Source organism: Streptomyces caeruleatus (assembly GCF_001514235.1).
GTDB classification, from domain to species: domain Bacteria; phylum Actinomycetota; class Actinomycetes; order Streptomycetales; family Streptomycetaceae; genus Streptomyces; species Streptomyces caeruleatus.
Genome location: NZ_KQ948925.1, coordinates 383,044 through 398,726, shown reverse-complemented (window position 1 = coordinate 398,726; position 15,683 = coordinate 383,044). Strand labels below are relative to the sequence as shown.

The window sequence follows — 15,683 nt, the reverse complement described above, 5'->3', positions numbered from 1 at the left end:
GCCGACGCGCCGCGCACCCCGTACGCGCCCTCGCACCCCGAGGACGCCTGCGGCGCACGGGTGAATGCCGGGGACCGCAGGACTGACGTCCCCGCAGCCCGGGTACCCAGCGGCCCATGGCGGTGGACAGCAGGACCGACCCGGCGCGTGGAACACCGTCCCGGCCGCGCGGGCGCTTCGGCCGGGCGTTGCTGCGGTGGACGACGACGACCGACCACAAGGTGATCGGCAACCTGTATCTGACGACCTCCTTCGCCTTCTTCCTCCTCGGCGGTGTCCTCGCACTGCTGATGCGGGCCGAACTCGCCCGCCCCGGGCTCCAGTTGTTCAGCAACGACCAGTACAACCAGCTGTTCACCGTGCACGGCACGGTCATGATGCTGCTGTTCGCGACCCCGCTGTTCGCCGGGTTCGCCAACGCGATCATGCCGCTGCAGATCGGTTCCCCGGACGTGGCGTTCCCCCGGCTGAACGCCCTGTCGTACTGGCTCTACCTCTTCGGCGGCCTGATGGTCGTCGGCGGCTTCGTCGTGCCCGGGGGAGCGGCGAGCTTCGGCTGGTTCGCCTACGCGCCCCTCAACAGCGCGGTCCGCAGCCCCGGCTCCGGCGGCGACCTGTGGACCATGGGCCTGGTGGTGACCGGCGTGTCGACCACGCTCGGCGCGGTCAACTTCATCACCACGATCCTGTGCCTGCGCGCCCCCGGCATGACGATGTTCCGGATGCCGGTCTTCACCTGGAACGTGCTGTTCACGTCGATCCTGGTCCTGCCCGCGTTCCCCGTGCTCACCGCCGCCCTGTTCGCCCTGGAGGCGGACCGCAGGTTCGGGGCGCACATCTACGACGCGGCGAGCGGCGGGGCACTGCTGTGGCAGCACCTGTTCTGGTTCTTCGGCCACCCCGAGGTCTACATCGTCGCGCTGCCGTTCTTCGGCATCGTCTCCGAGATCATCCCCGTCTTCAGCCGCAAACCGGTCTTCGGCTACGTCAGCCTCATCGGCGCCACCATCGCCATCACCATGTTGTCCGCGGTGGTGTGGGCCCACCACATGTTCGCCACCGGGGCCGTGTTGCTGCCGTTCTTCTCCCTGATGTCGTTTCTCATCGCGGTGCCGACCGGGGTGAAGTTCTTCAACTGGATCGGCACGATGATCAAGGGTTCCCTGTCCTTCGAGACCCCCATGCTGTGGGCGTGCGGATTCCTGGTGACGTTCCTGCTGGGCGGCATGAGCGGCGTCCTCATCGCCTCCCCGCCGCTGGACTTCCACCTCACCGACTCGTACTTCATCGTCGCCCATCTGCACTACGTGCTGTTCGGCACGGTCGTCTTCGCGATGTTCGGCGGCTTCTACTTCTGGTGGCCGAAGCTCACCGGCAGGATGCTCGACGAACGTCTCGGTCGGATCCACTTCTGGACCCTGTTCGTCGGCTTCCAGACCACCTTCCTGGTCCAGCACTGGCTCGGCGAACAGGGCATGCCCCGCCGCTACGCCGACTACCTCGCCACGGACGGCTTCACACTGCTGAACACCGTCAGCTCCGTCGGCGCCTTCCTGCTCGGCCTGTCCACCCTGCCGTTCCTCTACAACGTCTGGCGCACCACCCACCACGGCACACCGGCCACCCGCAACGACCCCTGGGGATACGGCCGCTCCCTGGAATGGGCCACCACCTGTCCGCCCCCGCGCCACAACTTCACGGCGCTGCCCCGGATCCGCTCCGAGTCCCCGGCGTTCGACCTGCACCATCCCGACCTGGCCCGCCTCGACCAAAGGCATGTGCAGTGAAGACCGAGTCCCGGCTGTTCATGGGCGTGGCGGGGTTCTTCCTCGTCACCGCCGTCGGCTACGGCTGGCGATCCCAGGAGCCGGCCGGCACCGCCGTCCTGCTCGTGGCGTTCCTGATGGCCGCCCTCGTCGCCTTCTTCCTGCACATGCAGTACCGCAGGCGAGGCCCGAGGGCCCAGGACCGCGCCGACGCCGAGGTCGTCGACACCGCGGGCCCGCTCGCCTTCTTCCCGCCGTACAGCCCCTGGCCGATCACGACCGCCCTGGGCTCCGTCCTGGCGGCGCTCGGCGTGGTCTACGGCCTGTGGCTGTTCCTGCTGGGGCTCGGGGTGCTCGGGCACGGCGTATTCGGGATGGTCTTCCAGTACGCGGACCGGGACGGTGCGGACGGCGACGGTCAGCGTTCCACCTCGTCCCCCGAGGACTCCGGTTCCTCGACCCCGTAGCCGTGGGCCCGCAGCACATACCGCCGCTCCCCGTCGAGCGGCTCATGGCCCTCCACATATCCGCCCGCGACGGTCTGCCGCACCTCGCCGGTCTCCTCACCCTCCACCAGCCGCTCCCGGTCCCGCTCCCGCAGGGCCGCGCACACCCGGCGGGTGACCATGAACGCCAGGGGCGGCAGCAGCACGAAGGCGATGCGGAACACCCAGGTCAGCGCGTTCACCGAGATCCTGAAGGTGTCGGCGACGATGTCGTTTCCGCCGGCCGCCAGCAGGACGCCGTAACAGCTGAGCGCCGCGACCCCGAGCCCGGTCCGCACGGGCCTGTCGCGCGGCCGGTCGCACAGATGGTGCTCGGCGCAGTCGCCGGTCGCCCACCGCTCGGCGAACGGATACGCGTACAGCACCGCGAACAGCAGCCCGGGCAGGACGACCGCGGGCAGCAGCACGTTCCACATCACCGTGTGGCCGGCCACCGAGGTCTCCCAGGGCGGCACCAGACGCAGCGAACCCTCCAGGAAGCCGACGTACCAGTCCGGTTGCGAGCCCGTCGAGACGACGTCCGTGCGATAGGGGCCGTACGCCCAGATCGGGTTGATCTGAGCGAGACCCGACAGCAGCGTCAGCACACCGAAGACCATGAAGGTCAGACCGCCCGAGGACGCCGCGAACTGCGGGAACATGGGTTTGCCCACGGCGTTGCGGTTCGTGCGGCCGCGGCCCGCCCACTGGGTGTGCTTCAGGTAGAACACCAGGATCAGGTGCACGGAGATCAGCGCGAGCAGCAGCCCCGGGAGAAGCAGGATGTGCAGCGCGTACAGCCGTGGGATCAGGTCCTCGCCCGGGAACTCGCCGCCGAACGCGAAGAAGCTGACATACGTCCCCACCAGCGGGATCGACAGCATGATGCCCTGCGCGATCCGCAGGCCCGTGCCCGACAGCAGGTCGTCCGGCAGCGAGTAGCCGGCGAAGCCCTCGGCCAGCGCCAGCAGGAACAGGGTCACGCCGATCAGCCAGTTGACCTCGCGGGGCCTGCGGAACGCGCCGGTGAAGAAGATCCGCAGCAGATGCAGCCCGATCGCGGCGAGGAAGACCAGCGCCGCCCAGTGGTGCAGTTGCCGGATCAGCAGACCGCCGCGTACGTCGAAGCTGATGTCCAGCGTCGACTCGTACGCCTCCGACATGCGCACACCGTTCAGCGGCCGGTACGAGCCGTGGTAGACGACCTCCGTCATCGACGGGTGGAAGAAGAGGGTCAGCCAGACGCCGGTCAGCAACAGGACGACGAAGCTGTAGAGGGCGATCTCGCCCAGCAGGAACGACCAGTGGTCGGGGAACGCCTTGCGCAGGAGCCCGCCGCCCTCGTACAGCGGAAGCCGCTCGTCGGCATGGTCCGCGGCGTGTGCGGTCGCACGGCGGGCCCGCGCGGCGGCGCGGGCCCTGCTCCTCCTCCACAGCACGGATCACGAGTGCCCTCGCGTCCGCGCCCGGAAACGGACCGTTACGTACGATCACCCTTCGGCTTCCCCCGCTGGTCGGGGGTGCCGTGCGGCGGCGAACTGAACGGCGGCGACGCGGTCGCGGGCGACACCGCCGAGCCCGCGCGGCGGCCGCCGCTCTCGGGCCGCAGCGCGCCCGGGTCACCGGACGTCGGCTCGGCGCCGGAGTGGAGCTGCTCCAGACGGGTGGCGAGCAGCTCGGTCACCGGCAGCCGGTCGGCGTGCGACCGCTCGTACGCCAGCAGATCCTCGACGTCATCGGAGGTCAGCGACCGTACGCGGCTCTCCAGCCCGCCGATCGGCAGGTGGTCGTAATCGGGCAGAGGCAGATGGTCGCGGGCGTGGTCGGCCATGGTTCTCACTTCCTCGGTACGACTGGTGCGACGCGCGGGGACGCCTCCGGCAGGACCGACGGCGTCACGTACCGCCGCTGCCGAACGATCCGCTGCCGCCCTCGGTCCAGCGGGGCCGCTCCTTCGACGGGCTCGGCCGGGACGGGATGTTGCCGTGGCCCGGCAGGTCGTGCGCAGTGAGCCGGTTGTCGCTCTTGGGTACCTCGGCCGGCTCCCTGTTCTCCCGGACCTCGTGGACCGGGCCGTCGGCGGGCAGCCTCGGCTGCTCGTCGGGGCGCGGCGGACGCGGTTCCCGGCGCCTGACGCGGACGCCCACGACGAAGGCGCCGATCAGCAGCGCGACGACGGCGACGCCCGCGACGAGCAGTCCGACGGCGAGTGCGCCGTTCGCTGCGGCGATGTCCATCCAAGTGGTGTCCATGGCTCGCGAGTACCCCCGGACCTCTCATGAACACGGGGTTTGGTGCCTCCGGCTCCGGCTACCCGCCCTGTGTGACATCGACAACGTCCCAGCAAGAGCTCGTCCAGTTCCTGGAGGACCGCTTCGCCTGTGCGCAGGCCTGCACCGAGTGCGCCCGCGCCTGTGCCCTGCGGGCCAGCCTCGTGGACCCGGACGGGACGACGGAACAGGAACTGGTGCGCCGCAAGGGCATCCTGTGCGCCGAGGTGTGCGACGCGACCTGCCGTGTGCTGTCCGAGCAGGGCCGCATGGACGAGGGCGCCGAGAGCGCCCTCCGTATGCAGCTGGAGTGGACCCGCACGGTCTGCCTGGAGGGCGCCCACGTCTTCGACAAGCACCCGGGCGCCGAGGACGCGGCACAGGCCTGCCGCGACTGCGCACGGGCCTGCACGGACTTCATGGCCACGCTCGACTGACAGCTCGTATCGGATCGCGGCCTTACCGGACCGCTCCTCGCCATTCCCAATTTCTGGAACGCGTTCTACGGTGTGCGCCGTCAGGACCGGCCTTGGGGAGCCTGGAGGCGCCGTGCATCTCGAATACACGCCCGAGCAGCAGCGGCTGCGCGGCGAACTGCGCGACTACTTCGCCGAGTTGGCGCCGGACCTCGCCGGCACCCGGTTCACCGACCCGGCCGCCCAGAAGCGCCACTACCGCACCGTCATCCGGCGGCTGGGCGCCGACGGCTGGCTCGGCGTCGGCTGGCCCAAGGAGTACGGCGGCCGCGGCCTGACCGCGATCGAGCAGTTCATCTTCTTCGACGAGGCCGCCCAGGCCGGCGTACCGCTGCCCCTGATGGCGCTCAACACCGTCGGCCCGACGATCATGCAGTACGGCACGGACGAGCAGAAGGCCCACTTCCTGCCGAAAATCCTCTCCGGCGAGATCGACTTCGCGATCGGCTACAGCGAGCCCGACGCCGGCACGGACCTGGCCTCGCTCAGGACGCGCGCGGTACGGGACGGCGACAGCTACGTCGTCAACGGGCAGAAGATCTGGACCACCAACGGCGACACCGCCGACTGGGTCTGGCTTGCCACCCGCACGGACCCCGAGGCCCCGCCGCACAAGGGCATCACCATGCTCCTCGTCCCGACCACCGACCCCGGCTACTCCTGCACCCTCATCAACACCCTCGCCTCGCACGACACCACGGCCAGCTACTACGAGAACGTCCGCGTCCCCGTCTCCCGCCGCGTCGGCGCCGAGAACCGGGGCTGGCGCCTGATCACCAACCAGCTCAACCACGAGCGCGTCACCCTCGCCGCCCACGGCACCATGGCCATCCGCGCCCTGCACGACGTCCAGCGCTGGGCCATGGAGACCAAACTCGCCGACGGCCGCCGGGTGATCGACCTGCCCTGGGTGCGCCGCCGCCTCGCCCAGACCCACACCAAGCTCGACGCCCTCAAGCTGCTGAACTGGAAGATGGTCAGCGCCGTCCAGGACGGCACGCTCACCCCCCAGGACGCCTCCGCCGTGAAGGTCTACGGCTCCGAGGCGCGCCGCGACGCGTACGCCTGGCTGATGGAGATCGTCGCCGCCCCCGGTGCGCTGAAGGAGGGCTCGGCGGGCGCGGTGCTCCACGGCGAGCTGGAGCGCGGCTACCGCTCGGCCGTCATCTTCACCTTCGGGGGCGGCAACAACGAGATCCAGCGGGAGATCATCTCGTGGATCGGCCTGGGGATGCCGAGGGTCCGGCGTTAGCCTGCGGGCATGGGAGATCCCGGGCTGTTCACCCCGAACTCGGTGACCTGGCAGATGCACGGCGACCCCATGATGTGGGTCGCCGGAATCCGCGCGCTCCACCTCCAGGCCTTGCACCCGCGCGCGGTACGCGGCGTGATGCAGAATTCCGACTTCCGCCGGGACGCCTGGGGCCGGCTGCTGCGCACCGCCGACTTCGTCGGCACCATCACCTACGGCACCACCGAGGCCGCCGAGAAGGCCGGCGCCCGCGTCCGCAAGATCCACAGCATGCTGGGCGCCACCGACCCGGACACGGGGGAACGGTACGGCGTCGACGAACCCGCACTGCTGCTGTGGGTGCACTGCGCCGAGATCGACTCCTATCTGCAGGTCGCGCGCCGCTCCGGCCTCCGCCTCACCGATGCCCTCGCCGACCGCTACATCGCCGAACAGCGGGTCAGCGCACGCCTGGTGGGCCTGGAGCCCGACGCCGTACCCGCGAACCAGGACGAGATGGCGGCGTACTTCGAGAAGGTGCGCCCCGAGCTCGCGTGCGGACCCGAGGCACGCGCGGTGGACGACTTCCTGCTCCGCCCGCCGACGCACCCCCTGCTCGTCCCGGCGCGCGAGGTGCTCTGGCGGCGCGTGGCCCACCTGGCGTACGCCGCACTGCCGCCGTACGCCCACGAGCTGTACGGCAGACCGGCCCCGAAACCCGCCACCGTCACCCGCCAATTGCGTGCCACAGGCACCCTGCTGCGCTGTGTTCCCGCACGTCTGCGCTGGCAACTCCCGCCCAAACACATCCTGCGCGCCATCGCGAGGCTCGGCCCGGGCTCCCGCCCGGCACCGTACAAACTCGGACGACAGCTCGCCATACTGGACGAGCCGGGGAGGGTGGGGCGGACCACAACGGGGGGCGGGCGCGGGAGATGGGGGACAGCAGGCTGATCCAGGGCCGGTACCGGCTGCTCGATCCGATCGGGCGCGGCGGTATGGGCGAGGTGTGGCGTGCGCGCGACGAGTCGCTCGGCCGGCATGTCGCCGTGAAGTGCCTCAAGCCGCTGGGACCGCAGCACGACCACTCGTTCACGCGTGTCCTGCGGGAACGGTTTCGCCGCGAGGCCCGGGTGGCCGCGGCGCTCCAGCACCGCGGCGTGACCGTCGTCCATGACTTCGGGGAGTCCGACGGGGTCCTGTTCCTGGTCATGGAGCTGCTCCAGGGCCGCAACCTCAGCCAGCTCCTAGAGGACAACAAGCACCACCCGCTGCCCGTCCCGGACGTCGTCGAGATCGCCGACCAGGTCGCCGCCGCCCTCGCCTACACCCACCAGCAGGGCATCGTGCACCGCGACCTGAAGCCCGCGAACATCATGCGGCTCGCCGACGGCACGGTGAAGATCTGCGACTTCGGCATAGCGCGTCTCGCCCACGACATCGGCTTCACCTCCCGGCTGACCGGCACCGGCATCGCCATGGGCACCCCGCACTACATGTCGCCGGAGCAGATCGGCGGGGACGAGGTGGACCAGCGCAGCGACCTGTACTCGCTGGGCTGCGTGCTCTACGAGATCGCCACCGGGGTACCGCCGTTCGACCTCGACGACCCCTGGGCGATCCTCGTCGGCCACCGCGACACCCCGCCCCGCCCGCCGCGCAGCCACCGCGCCGAGCTGCCCGAGTACTTCGAGCAGGTCATCCTCGACCTGCTCGCCAAACGCCCCGAGGAACGCCCGCACGACGGACGCGAGTTGGGCCGCCGGATCGGTCTGGGCCGCACGACACCGGCGTACGTGCCGACCGTCGTGACCCCCCAGCCCGACCTGCCCGACCTCACGCCCCCGGCGACCGTGGCCCGCACGCCCCGCCTGCCGTCCTGGACCCGTGGCATGACCACCGGCCACAAGGCCACCGGCACCGGACTGCGCACCACACCGCCGGACGCCGCGGCCGGCCTCACCGGAGAGTGGATCCCCCGCCCGACCACCGGCCGCCCCGACGGGACCGCCGCCCCCGACGGGCCGCCCGCCCCGTCCGCCGCGAGGCTCACCGCGCTGGCCGGACGGCACAACGCCGGGCTGAGCCTGGGCCGGCTGGGCCGCTGGACCGAGGCCGGCGAGGTGCACCGCGCGGTCGCCGCCGAACGCGAACACCTCCTCGGCCCCGACCACCCGGAAACCCTCGCCAGCCGCTACGAACTCGCCTTCACCCTCAGCCGCACGGGCCGCGCCGCCGACGCCCTGCGCGAGTACAAACACGTCGCCCGCGTCCGCAGCCTCGCCCTCGGCCCCGACCACCCCGACACCCTCGCCGCCCGGCAGGAAATGGCGTACGTCCTCGGCCAGTTGGGCCGCCACTTCGACGCGCACCAGGTCTACACGTCCGTCCTGACGGCACGGGAGAGCGCGATGGGCGCCGACCACCCCGACACCCTGCGCTGCCGTCACAACCTCGCCTTCAACCTCAGCAGGCTCGGCCGGCTGGAGGACTCGTACCGGATGGCCGTCGAGGTCGCCGCCGCCCGCGCCCGCGTCCTCGGTCCGCAGCACCCCGACACGCTGGTCACCCGCTACGAAGTCGCCTATGCCCTGGGCCAGTTGGGACGCTGGTCCGAGGCCCTGCAGACCTACCGCGAGGTCGCCGAAGCCCGCGTCCAGGCCCTCGGTCCCGACCACCCCGACACCCTCGCCGCCCGCTACGAGGTCGGCATCAGCCTCGGCCGCCTCGGCTGCAGCGCGGAGGCGCTCCAGCTCTACCGCGACCTGATCGGCGACCGCACCCGCGTCCACGGTCCCGCCCACCCCGAGACCCTCCGCGCCCGCCACGGCCTCGGCGTCAACCTCGGCCGCCTCGGCCACTGGGAGGAGGCCCTCGCCGAGTCCCGTGACGTGTGCGCGATCCGCGAGCGCGTGCTCGGCCCCGACCACCCGGACACCCTGGTCAGCCGCCGCGAGGTCGCCGTGAGCCTCGGCTGGCTCGGCCGCTGGCCGGACGCGCTCACCGAGTACCGCAGGGTCGCCGCCGCCCGCGAACGCGTCCTGGGCGCCGACCACCTCGACACCCTCGCCAGCCGTAACGACGAGGCCCACTGCCTCCAGCAGCTCGGGCGGGAGGTGGAAGCGGTCGAGCTGTACCGGAGGGTGGCGGTGCTGCGGCAGCAGTGGGCGGCGGCCGGCGGGCCCTGACTCCGGACGCCCGCACGTCTGGCCGACCTAGATCATCACGTGTTACGAAGAACCATGCCTACACGCGAGGGAAGCCCCGCAAGCCGCACGTACGACGCCGTCATCGTCGGCGGAGGCCACAACGGCCTGGTCGCCGCCGCCTATCTGGCGCGGGCCGGGCGGTCCGTGCTGGTGCTGGAGCGGCTGGACCACACGGGGGGCGCCGCCGTCTCCACGCGGCCCTTCAGTGGCGTCGACGCCCGGCTCTCCCGCTACTCGTACCTCGTCAGCCTGCTGCCGAAGAAGATCGTGCGGGACCTGGGCCTGGACTTCCGGGTCCGTACGCGCGACGTCTCCTCCTACACCCCCGTGGAGCGGGACGGACGCCCGACCGGACTGCTCGTGGGCGGCGGCGAACGGCGCACCCGGGAGGCCTTCGAACGACTGACCGGCGGCGAGCGCGAGTACGCGGCCTGGCAGCGCTTCTACGCCATGACCGGCGAGGTCGCCCAGCGGGTCTTCCCGACGCTCACCGAACCGCTGCCGAGCCGCGCGGAACTGCGCCGCCGGGTGGACGACGAGGACGCCTGGCGGACCCTCTTCGAGGAGCCGATCGGCGTCGCGATCGAGGACCGGTTCACGGACGACCTGGTGCGGGGCGTGGTCCTGACGGACGCCCTGATCGGCACGTTCGCCGACGCCCACGACACCTCGCTCAAGCAGAACCGCTGCTTCCTCTACCACGTGATCGGCGGCGGCACCGGCGCCTGGGACGTCCCCGTCGGCGGCATGGGCGCCCTCACCGACGCCCTGGCCGCGGCGGCCCGCCAGGCGGGCGCGGACCTCGTCACCGGGCACGACGCGGTACGGATCGACACGGACGGCCGTACGGCCGAGGTCACCTACCGCACGGCCGACGGCGAGGGCGTCGCCACCGCCCGGCACGTCCTGGTCAACGCCTCCCCGCGGGAACTGGCCGACCTCACCGGCGACACACCCCCGGCCCCCGCCGAGGGCGCCCAGCTCAAGGTGAACATGCTGCTCAAGCGCCTGCCCCGGCTGCGCGACACCTCCGTGGACCCGCGTGAGGCGTTCGCCGGCACCTTCCACATCGCCGAGGGCTACGACCAGCTGGCCGCGGCCCACGCCCAGGCCGCCGCCGGCGAACTTCCCGCCGCGCCGCCGTCCGAGATCTACTGCCACTCGCTGACCGACCCGTCGATCCTCGGCCCCGACCTCGTCTCCCAGGGCTACCAGACCCTCACCCTGTTCGGCCTGCACACCCCGGCCCGGCTCTTCGAGCGCGACAACGACGCCGTACGCGACGAACTGCTGAAGTCGACGCTGGCCCAGCTCGACACCCATCTCGCCGAGCCGATCGCCGACTGTCTGGCCACCGACGCCGACGGCCGCCCCTGCGTCGAGGCGAAGACCCCGCTGGACCTGGACCGCGACCTACGCCTGCCCGGCGGCAACATCTTCCACCGCGAGCTGGCCTGGCCGTACGCCCAGGAGGACACCGGCCGCTGGGGCGTGGAGACCTCCCACGCCAACGTGCTGCTCTGCGGGGCGGGCGCGGTGCGCGGGGGAGGGGTGAGCGGGGTGCCGGGGCACAACGCGGCGATGGCGGTGCTGGAGCGGCCCGCCGACTGACGGGCGGTCGGACGGCGGTCAGTCGGCGGAGGCAGCCCAGCCGCTCGGCGTGATGCGGGCCGCGTCCGCCGGCCGGGCCTCGTCGAAGAGGACGCGGTCCGCCGCCTCGACGCGCAGGCCGTCCACGTACGCACCACGGCCCACGTACAGCCGGTCGGTGGCGTACCGCCAGCGGAGCGCCAGCTGCCGGTGCGCCGGGAGCCGGGCCGTGAGTCGGTGCCAGACGCGGCCCGACCAGCCGGTGACCGTGCCGCCCGGGTGGTCCTGCGGTCGCTCGCCGTGGCGGGTGGTCGTGAAGGGGAGCGGCTGCCAGGTCGCTCCGCCGTCCGTCGTGGACTCCAGGGCGAGGAGGTCCGCCCGGGGTTCGGTGTCCCACCACAGGGCACAGTGCAGACACGCGTCACCTGCGGACGTGTCGAGGGCGGGGAGCGCGAGGGCCGCGGTGGTGGCGGTCGCCATGCCCGAGAACCATGCGGTACGGCCGTCGCGCGGGCGAACCGGTACGGCGCGCGCCATGTTGTCGGCGGCCGCGACCCGCGGCGCGGAACCGGACCGCCAACCGCGCACCGGGTGAACCGAGTTGCCGAGCACGACGAGGAACGAGTCGGTCGTCGGGTCCAGCACCAGGGAGGTGCCGGTGAAGCCGGTGTGCCCGGCCGTGCGCGGGGTGGCCATGGCGCCCATGTACCAGTGCTGGTAGAGCTCGAAGCCGAGGCCGTGCTCGTCGCCCGGGAAGGCGGTGTTGAAGTCGGTGAACATCAGCTCCACCGACTCCGGCTCCAGGATGCGACGCCTGCCGTAGGACCCGCCGTTGAGCAGCGTCCGGCCGAGGACCGCGAGGTCCCACGCGTTCGAGAACACCCCCGCGTGGCCGGCGACTCCGCCGAGGCTGAAGGCGTTCTCGTCGTGCACCTCGCCCCACACGAGCCCCCGGTCCAGGCCGGACCAGGGCCTGCGGGCGTCCTCGGTGGCCGCGATCTTCTCCTTCCAGGCGGCCGGCGGGTTGTAGCGGGTCCTGCGCATGCCGAGCGGGCCGGTGATCTCGTCGTGCAGGAGGGTGTCGAGACGGCGGCCGGTGATCGTCTCCAGGACCAGCTGGAGGGAGATCAGGTTCAGATCCGAGTAGAGGTACGTGCTGCCCGGAGGGTTCAACGGTGTCTCGTTCCAGATGAGTTCGAGCTTCCCCTCGTACGTCGGCGCGGCGTACAGCGGGATCCAGGCGCGGAACCCCGAGGTGTGCGTGAGCAGCTGACGGATCGTGATGTCCTGCTTGCCGGAGCGGCCGAAGTCCGGGAGGTACGAGGCTACGGTCGCCTCCAGCGCCAGCGCGCCCCGCTCGATCTGCTGCACCGCGAGGACCGAGGTGAACAGCTTGGACACCGAGGCCAGGTCGAAGACGGTGTCCCCGGCCATCGGGATCTGCTGCTCGGCCGGGAACTCGACCCCGGTGTCGGTCTTCTCGTCGTACGCCCGATACCGCACCGCCATCCCGATGGGCTCGTGCAGCGCCACGGTGCCGCCCCGCCCGGCGAGCAGGACGGCGCCCGCGTACCAGGGGTGCGCGGGGGAGGGGCCGAGGAACCTCTCGGCGTCGGTGACCAGGCGGCGGAGGGGCGCGGGGAGAAGACCGGCGCGTTCGGGGGAGCCGTGGCGCAGGGTGGTGCGGCCAGCGGAGGAGGCGGCGGCCGCCGCGGGTCCGGCCGGCAGGGGCGCGAAGGCCAATCCGCCGCCCAAAGCCAGTGCTCCCTTGGTGAGTTGACGCCTGGTCAGTCCTCTTCTGCCCTCGGTCATCGAGGTTCCTCCCGCCGCGCAGGCTGAAAGTATCTTTCCGGGATCACCTTGCGTGGTGAAACTTTCGTGTCAGGCGAGGAGTGTGTCAACGGGGCGTTCGCCCAAGAGATCTGACGGTCTATCAGGAAAGGCCTTCCGTCGTCCGGAGGACTGCGGCATCCTGCGCCCATGCAGACGGAGCTGAGCAAGAAACTCGGAGTCGAGCACGCCATCTTCGGCTTCACGCCGTTCCCCGCCGTCGCAGCGGCCATCAGTCGGGCCGGCGGCTTCGGAGTGCTCGGCGCGGTCCGCTACACCGCACCCGACGACCTCAAACGCGACCTCGACTGGATCGAGGCGCATGTCGACGGCCGGCCCTACGGCCTGGACGTCGTCATGCCCGCGAAGAAGGTCGAGGCCCCGAACGATCAAACACTGACGGAGGCCGACGTCGAGGCGATGATCCCGGAAGGCCACCGGCAGTTCGTCAAGGACACCCTCGCCAAGTACGGCGTACCCGAGCTGGCCGAGGGGGAAGCGGCCGGCTGGCGCATCACCGGATGGATGGAACAGGTCGCCCGCACCCAGCTCGACGTCGCCTTCGACTACCCGATCAAGCTGCTCGCCAACGCCCTCGGCTCGCCGCCCGCGGACGTCGTGGCGCGCGCCCACGACCGGGGCGTGCTCGTCGCCGCCCTCGCGGGCAGCGCCCGGCACGCCCGCAAGCACCAGGAGGCGGGCATCGACATCGTGGTGGCCCAGGGCTACGAGGCGGGCGGCCACACCGGCGACATCGCCTCCATGGTGCTCACCCCCGAGGTGGTGGAAGCGGTCGACCCCCTGCCCGTGCTGGCGGCCGGCGGGATCGGAAGCGGCCCACAGGTGGCGGCCGCACTCACACTCGGCGCCCAAGGTGTGTGGCTGGGCTCCATATGGCTGACCACCACGGAGGCGGACCTGCATTCATCCGCGCTGACCGAGAAGCTGCTCGCCGCCGGCTCCGGCGACACGGTGCGCTCCCGCGCCCTCACCGGCAAACCCGCACGCCAACTGCGCACCGAGTGGACCGACGCCTGGGACGACCCGAACGGGCCCGGCACCCTCCCCATGCCGCTCCAGGGCCTCCTGGTCGCCGAAGCCGTCTCCCGGATCCAGAAGTACGAGGTCGGGCCGCTGCTCGGCACGCCCGTCGGGCAGATCGTCGGCCGGATGAACAGCGAGCGCAGCGTCCAGGCCGTCTTCGACGACCTCACCCGCGGCTTCGAGCGGTCCGTCGACCGCATCAACCGCATAGCCGGAAGGAGCAGCCAGTGACGAGCACACCCCCCACCGGCTTCTGGGCCCAGGCCACGGCCGACCCCGACCGCACGGTCCTCGTCGCCGCTGACGGCGAGCAGTGGACCGCCGCCCGGCTGCACGCCGCCGCCAACCGCCTCGTCCACGGTCTGCGCGCGGCCGGGATGCGACGCGGTGACGCCTTCGCCGTCGTCCTGCCCAACAGCCCCGAGTTCTTCACCGCCTACCTCGCCGCCAGCCAGGCCGGCTTCTACCTGGTCCCTGTCAACCACCACTTCGTCGCCCCCGAGATCGCCTGGATCGTCGCCGACTCCGGCGCCAAGGTGCTCCTCGCCCACGAACGCTTCGCCGACCCCGTCCGCCGCGCCGCCGACGAGGCGGGCCTGCCCGGCACCCACCGGTACGCGATCGGCACCATCGAGGGCTTCCGGCCGTACGCCGAACTCCTCGACGGACAACCCGAGTCGGCGCCCGCCGACCGCACCCTCGGCTGGGTCATGAACTACACCTCGGGCACCACCGGCCGCCCGCGCGGCATCCGGCGCCCCCTGTCCGGCAAGACACCCGAGGAGTCCTACCTCGGCGGCTTCCTCGGCATCTTCGGCATCATGCCGTTCGACGACAACGTGCACCTAATCTGCTCGCCGCTGTACCACACGGCCGTACTCCAGTTCGCGGGCGCGTCCCTGCACATAGGCCACCGCCTGGTGCTGATGGACAAATGGACCCCGGAAGAGATGCTCCGCCTCATCGACACCCACAACTGCACCCACACCCATATGGTCCCCACCCAGTTCCACCGTCTGCTGGCGCTCCCGGAAGGCATACGGTCCCGCTACGACGTCTCCTCCATGCGGCACGCCATCCACGGAGCGGCCCCCTGCCCCGACCACGTGAAGCGGGCCATGCTCGACTGGTGGGGCCCCTGTGTGGAGGAGTACTACGCCGCCAGCGAGGGCGGCGGCGCCTTCGCCACCGCCGAGGACTGGCTGAAGAAGCCCGGCACGGTCGGCAAGGCCTGGCCGATCAGCGAACTCGCGATCTTCGACGACGACGGCAACCGGCTTCCCCCCGGCGAACTCGGCACCGTCTACCTCAAGATGAACACCGGCGGCTTCGCCTACCACAAGGACGAGGCCAAGACGAAGAAGAACCGCATCGGCGACTTCTTCACCGTCGGCGACCTCGGCTACCTCGACGAGGACGGCTACCTCTTCCTCCGCGACCGCAAGATCGACATGATCATCTCCGGTGGGGTCAACATCTACCCCGCCGAGATCGAGTCCGCCCTCCTCGCCCACCCGGCCGTCGCCGACGCCGCCGCCTTCGGCATCCCCCACGACGACTGGGGCGAGGAGGTCAAGGCCGTCGTCGAACCCGCCGCGGGCCAGGAGCCGGGCCCCGCCCTCGCCGCCACGATCCTCGACCACTGCGCGGGGCGACTCGCCGGGTACAAGCGGCCCAAGAGCGTGGACTTCGTCTCCGAGATGCCGCGCGATCCCAACGGGAAGCTGTACAAGCGGCGGCTTCGGGATCCGTACTGGGAGGGGCGTACACGGCCCGTGTGAC

General features: G+C 71.4%; 13 protein-coding genes. 9 read left to right on the top strand and 4 right to left on the bottom strand.

Annotated features, from left to right (window positions below; genetic code table 11):
- Window positions 1-116 precede the first annotated feature (116 nt).
- Together ctaD and ctaF are read left to right on the top strand one after the other, a co-directional pair.
- Window positions 117-1,787: an aa3-type cytochrome oxidase subunit I gene (gene ctaD, locus AQJ67_RS06635; protein ID WP_062717100.1), complete on the top strand. Its 1,671-nt coding sequence runs from the start codon at window positions 117-119 to the stop codon at window positions 1,785-1,787.
- Window positions 1,784-2,233 carry an aa3-type cytochrome oxidase subunit IV gene (gene ctaF / locus AQJ67_RS06630; RefSeq protein WP_062717099.1) on the top strand — a complete coding sequence of 150 codons (450 nt, stop codon included), beginning with the start codon at window positions 1,784-1,786 and terminating at the stop codon, window positions 2,231-2,233. Before ctaD ends, ctaF begins: the two co-directional genes overlap by 4 nt.
- Here ctaF and qcrB read toward each other — a convergent pair.
- The 3 genes from qcrB to AQJ67_RS06615 form a co-directional block, all read right to left on the bottom strand.
- On the bottom strand, window positions 2,185-3,690 hold the full coding sequence (gene qcrB, locus AQJ67_RS06625) for a cytochrome bc1 complex cytochrome b subunit (protein WP_079055810.1): 1,506 nt from the start codon (window positions 3,688-3,690) through the stop codon (window positions 2,185-2,187). The two genes, ctaF and qcrB, sit on opposite strands and share 49 nt — an antisense overlap.
- Window positions 3,691-3,731: 41 nt before the next feature.
- On the bottom strand, window positions 3,732-4,082 hold the full coding sequence (locus AQJ67_RS06620) for a DUF8129 domain-containing protein (protein WP_062717098.1): 351 nt from the start codon (window positions 4,080-4,082) through the stop codon (window positions 3,732-3,734).
- 64 nt (window positions 4,083-4,146) lie between these two features.
- Window positions 4,147-4,503, bottom strand: a complete 357-nt coding sequence (locus tag AQJ67_RS06615; RefSeq protein WP_062717097.1) for a DUF6479 family protein — start codon at window positions 4,501-4,503, stop codon at window positions 4,147-4,149.
- Window positions 4,504-4,529: 26 nt separating this feature from the next.
- Between AQJ67_RS06615 and AQJ67_RS06610 the strand changes: the two genes are divergently transcribed.
- The 5 genes from AQJ67_RS06610 to AQJ67_RS06590 all read left to right on the top strand — a co-directional run bounded on the left by AQJ67_RS06610 (window position 4,530) and on the right by AQJ67_RS06590 (window position 11,048).
- Complete coding sequence (locus tag AQJ67_RS06610) at window positions 4,530-4,958, top strand: four-helix bundle copper-binding protein (protein WP_062717096.1); 429 nt, start codon at window positions 4,530-4,532, stop codon at window positions 4,956-4,958.
- Between the two features lie 112 nt (window positions 4,959-5,070).
- On the top strand, window positions 5,071-6,249 hold the full coding sequence (locus tag AQJ67_RS06605) for an acyl-CoA dehydrogenase family protein (protein ID WP_062717095.1): 1,179 nt from the start codon (window positions 5,071-5,073) through the stop codon (window positions 6,247-6,249).
- 9 nt (window positions 6,250-6,258) lie between these two features.
- The gene (locus tag AQJ67_RS06600; protein ID WP_062717094.1) at window positions 6,259-7,182 is read left to right on the top strand and encodes an oxygenase MpaB family protein; all 924 of its coding nucleotides are present in this window, start codon (window positions 6,259-6,261) and stop codon (window positions 7,180-7,182) included.
- The gene (locus AQJ67_RS06595) at window positions 7,164-9,416 is read left to right on the top strand and encodes a serine/threonine-protein kinase (protein ID WP_062717093.1); all 2,253 of its coding nucleotides are present in this window, start codon (window positions 7,164-7,166) and stop codon (window positions 9,414-9,416) included. The genes AQJ67_RS06600 and AQJ67_RS06595 overlap by 19 nt, the downstream gene beginning before the upstream one ends.
- A 54-nt stretch (window positions 9,417-9,470) precedes the next feature.
- Window positions 9,471-11,048, top strand: a complete 1,578-nt coding sequence (locus AQJ67_RS06590) for a phytoene desaturase family protein (protein ID WP_062717092.1) — start codon at window positions 9,471-9,473, stop codon at window positions 11,046-11,048.
- An 18-nt stretch (window positions 11,049-11,066) separates the two neighbouring features.
- Here AQJ67_RS06590 and AQJ67_RS06585 read toward each other — a convergent pair whose 3' ends face one another.
- Complete coding sequence (locus AQJ67_RS06585; protein ID WP_062717091.1) at window positions 11,067-12,839, bottom strand: serine hydrolase domain-containing protein; 1,773 nt, start codon at window positions 12,837-12,839, stop codon at window positions 11,067-11,069.
- A gap of 168 nt (window positions 12,840-13,007) precedes the next feature.
- Between AQJ67_RS06585 and AQJ67_RS06580 the strand changes: the two genes are divergently transcribed.
- Together AQJ67_RS06580 and AQJ67_RS06575 are read left to right on the top strand one after the other, a co-directional pair.
- Window positions 13,008-14,132, top strand: a complete 1,125-nt coding sequence (locus AQJ67_RS06580) for an NAD(P)H-dependent flavin oxidoreductase (RefSeq protein WP_062717090.1) — start codon at window positions 13,008-13,010, stop codon at window positions 14,130-14,132.
- Window positions 14,129-15,682 carry an acyl-CoA synthetase gene (locus AQJ67_RS06575; RefSeq protein WP_062717089.1) on the top strand — a complete coding sequence of 518 codons (1,554 nt, stop codon included), beginning with the start codon at window positions 14,129-14,131 and terminating at the stop codon, window positions 15,680-15,682. Before AQJ67_RS06580 ends, AQJ67_RS06575 begins: the two co-directional genes overlap by 4 nt.
- Window position 15,683: the final 1 nt, after the last annotated feature.

Bases quoted from the DNA above. Each gene is read 5' to 3' on its own strand.
- ctaD (WP_062717100.1), top strand. From the start codon at position 117: ATGGCGGTGGACAGCAGGACCGACCCGGCGCGTGGAACACCGTCCCGG.
- AQJ67_RS06620 (WP_062717098.1), bottom strand. From the start codon at position 4,082: ATGGCCGACCACGCCCGCGACCATCTGCCTCTGCCCGATTACGACCAC.
- AQJ67_RS06615 (WP_062717097.1), bottom strand. From the start codon at position 4,503: ATGGACACCACTTGGATGGACATCGCCGCAGCGAACGGCGCACTCGCC.
- AQJ67_RS06610 (WP_062717096.1), top strand. From the start codon at position 4,530: ATGAACACGGGGTTTGGTGCCTCCGGCTCCGGCTACCCGCCCTGTGTG.
- AQJ67_RS06600 (WP_062717094.1), top strand. From the start codon at position 6,259: ATGGGAGATCCCGGGCTGTTCACCCCGAACTCGGTGACCTGGCAGATG.
- AQJ67_RS06595 (WP_062717093.1), top strand. From the start codon at position 7,164: ATGGGGGACAGCAGGCTGATCCAGGGCCGGTACCGGCTGCTCGATCCG.
- AQJ67_RS06590 (WP_062717092.1), top strand. From the start codon at position 9,471: ATGCCTACACGCGAGGGAAGCCCCGCAAGCCGCACGTACGACGCCGTC.
- AQJ67_RS06585 (WP_062717091.1), bottom strand. From the start codon at position 12,839: ATGACCGAGGGCAGAAGAGGACTGACCAGGCGTCAACTCACCAAGGGA.
- AQJ67_RS06580 (WP_062717090.1), top strand. From the start codon at position 13,008: ATGCAGACGGAGCTGAGCAAGAAACTCGGAGTCGAGCACGCCATCTTC.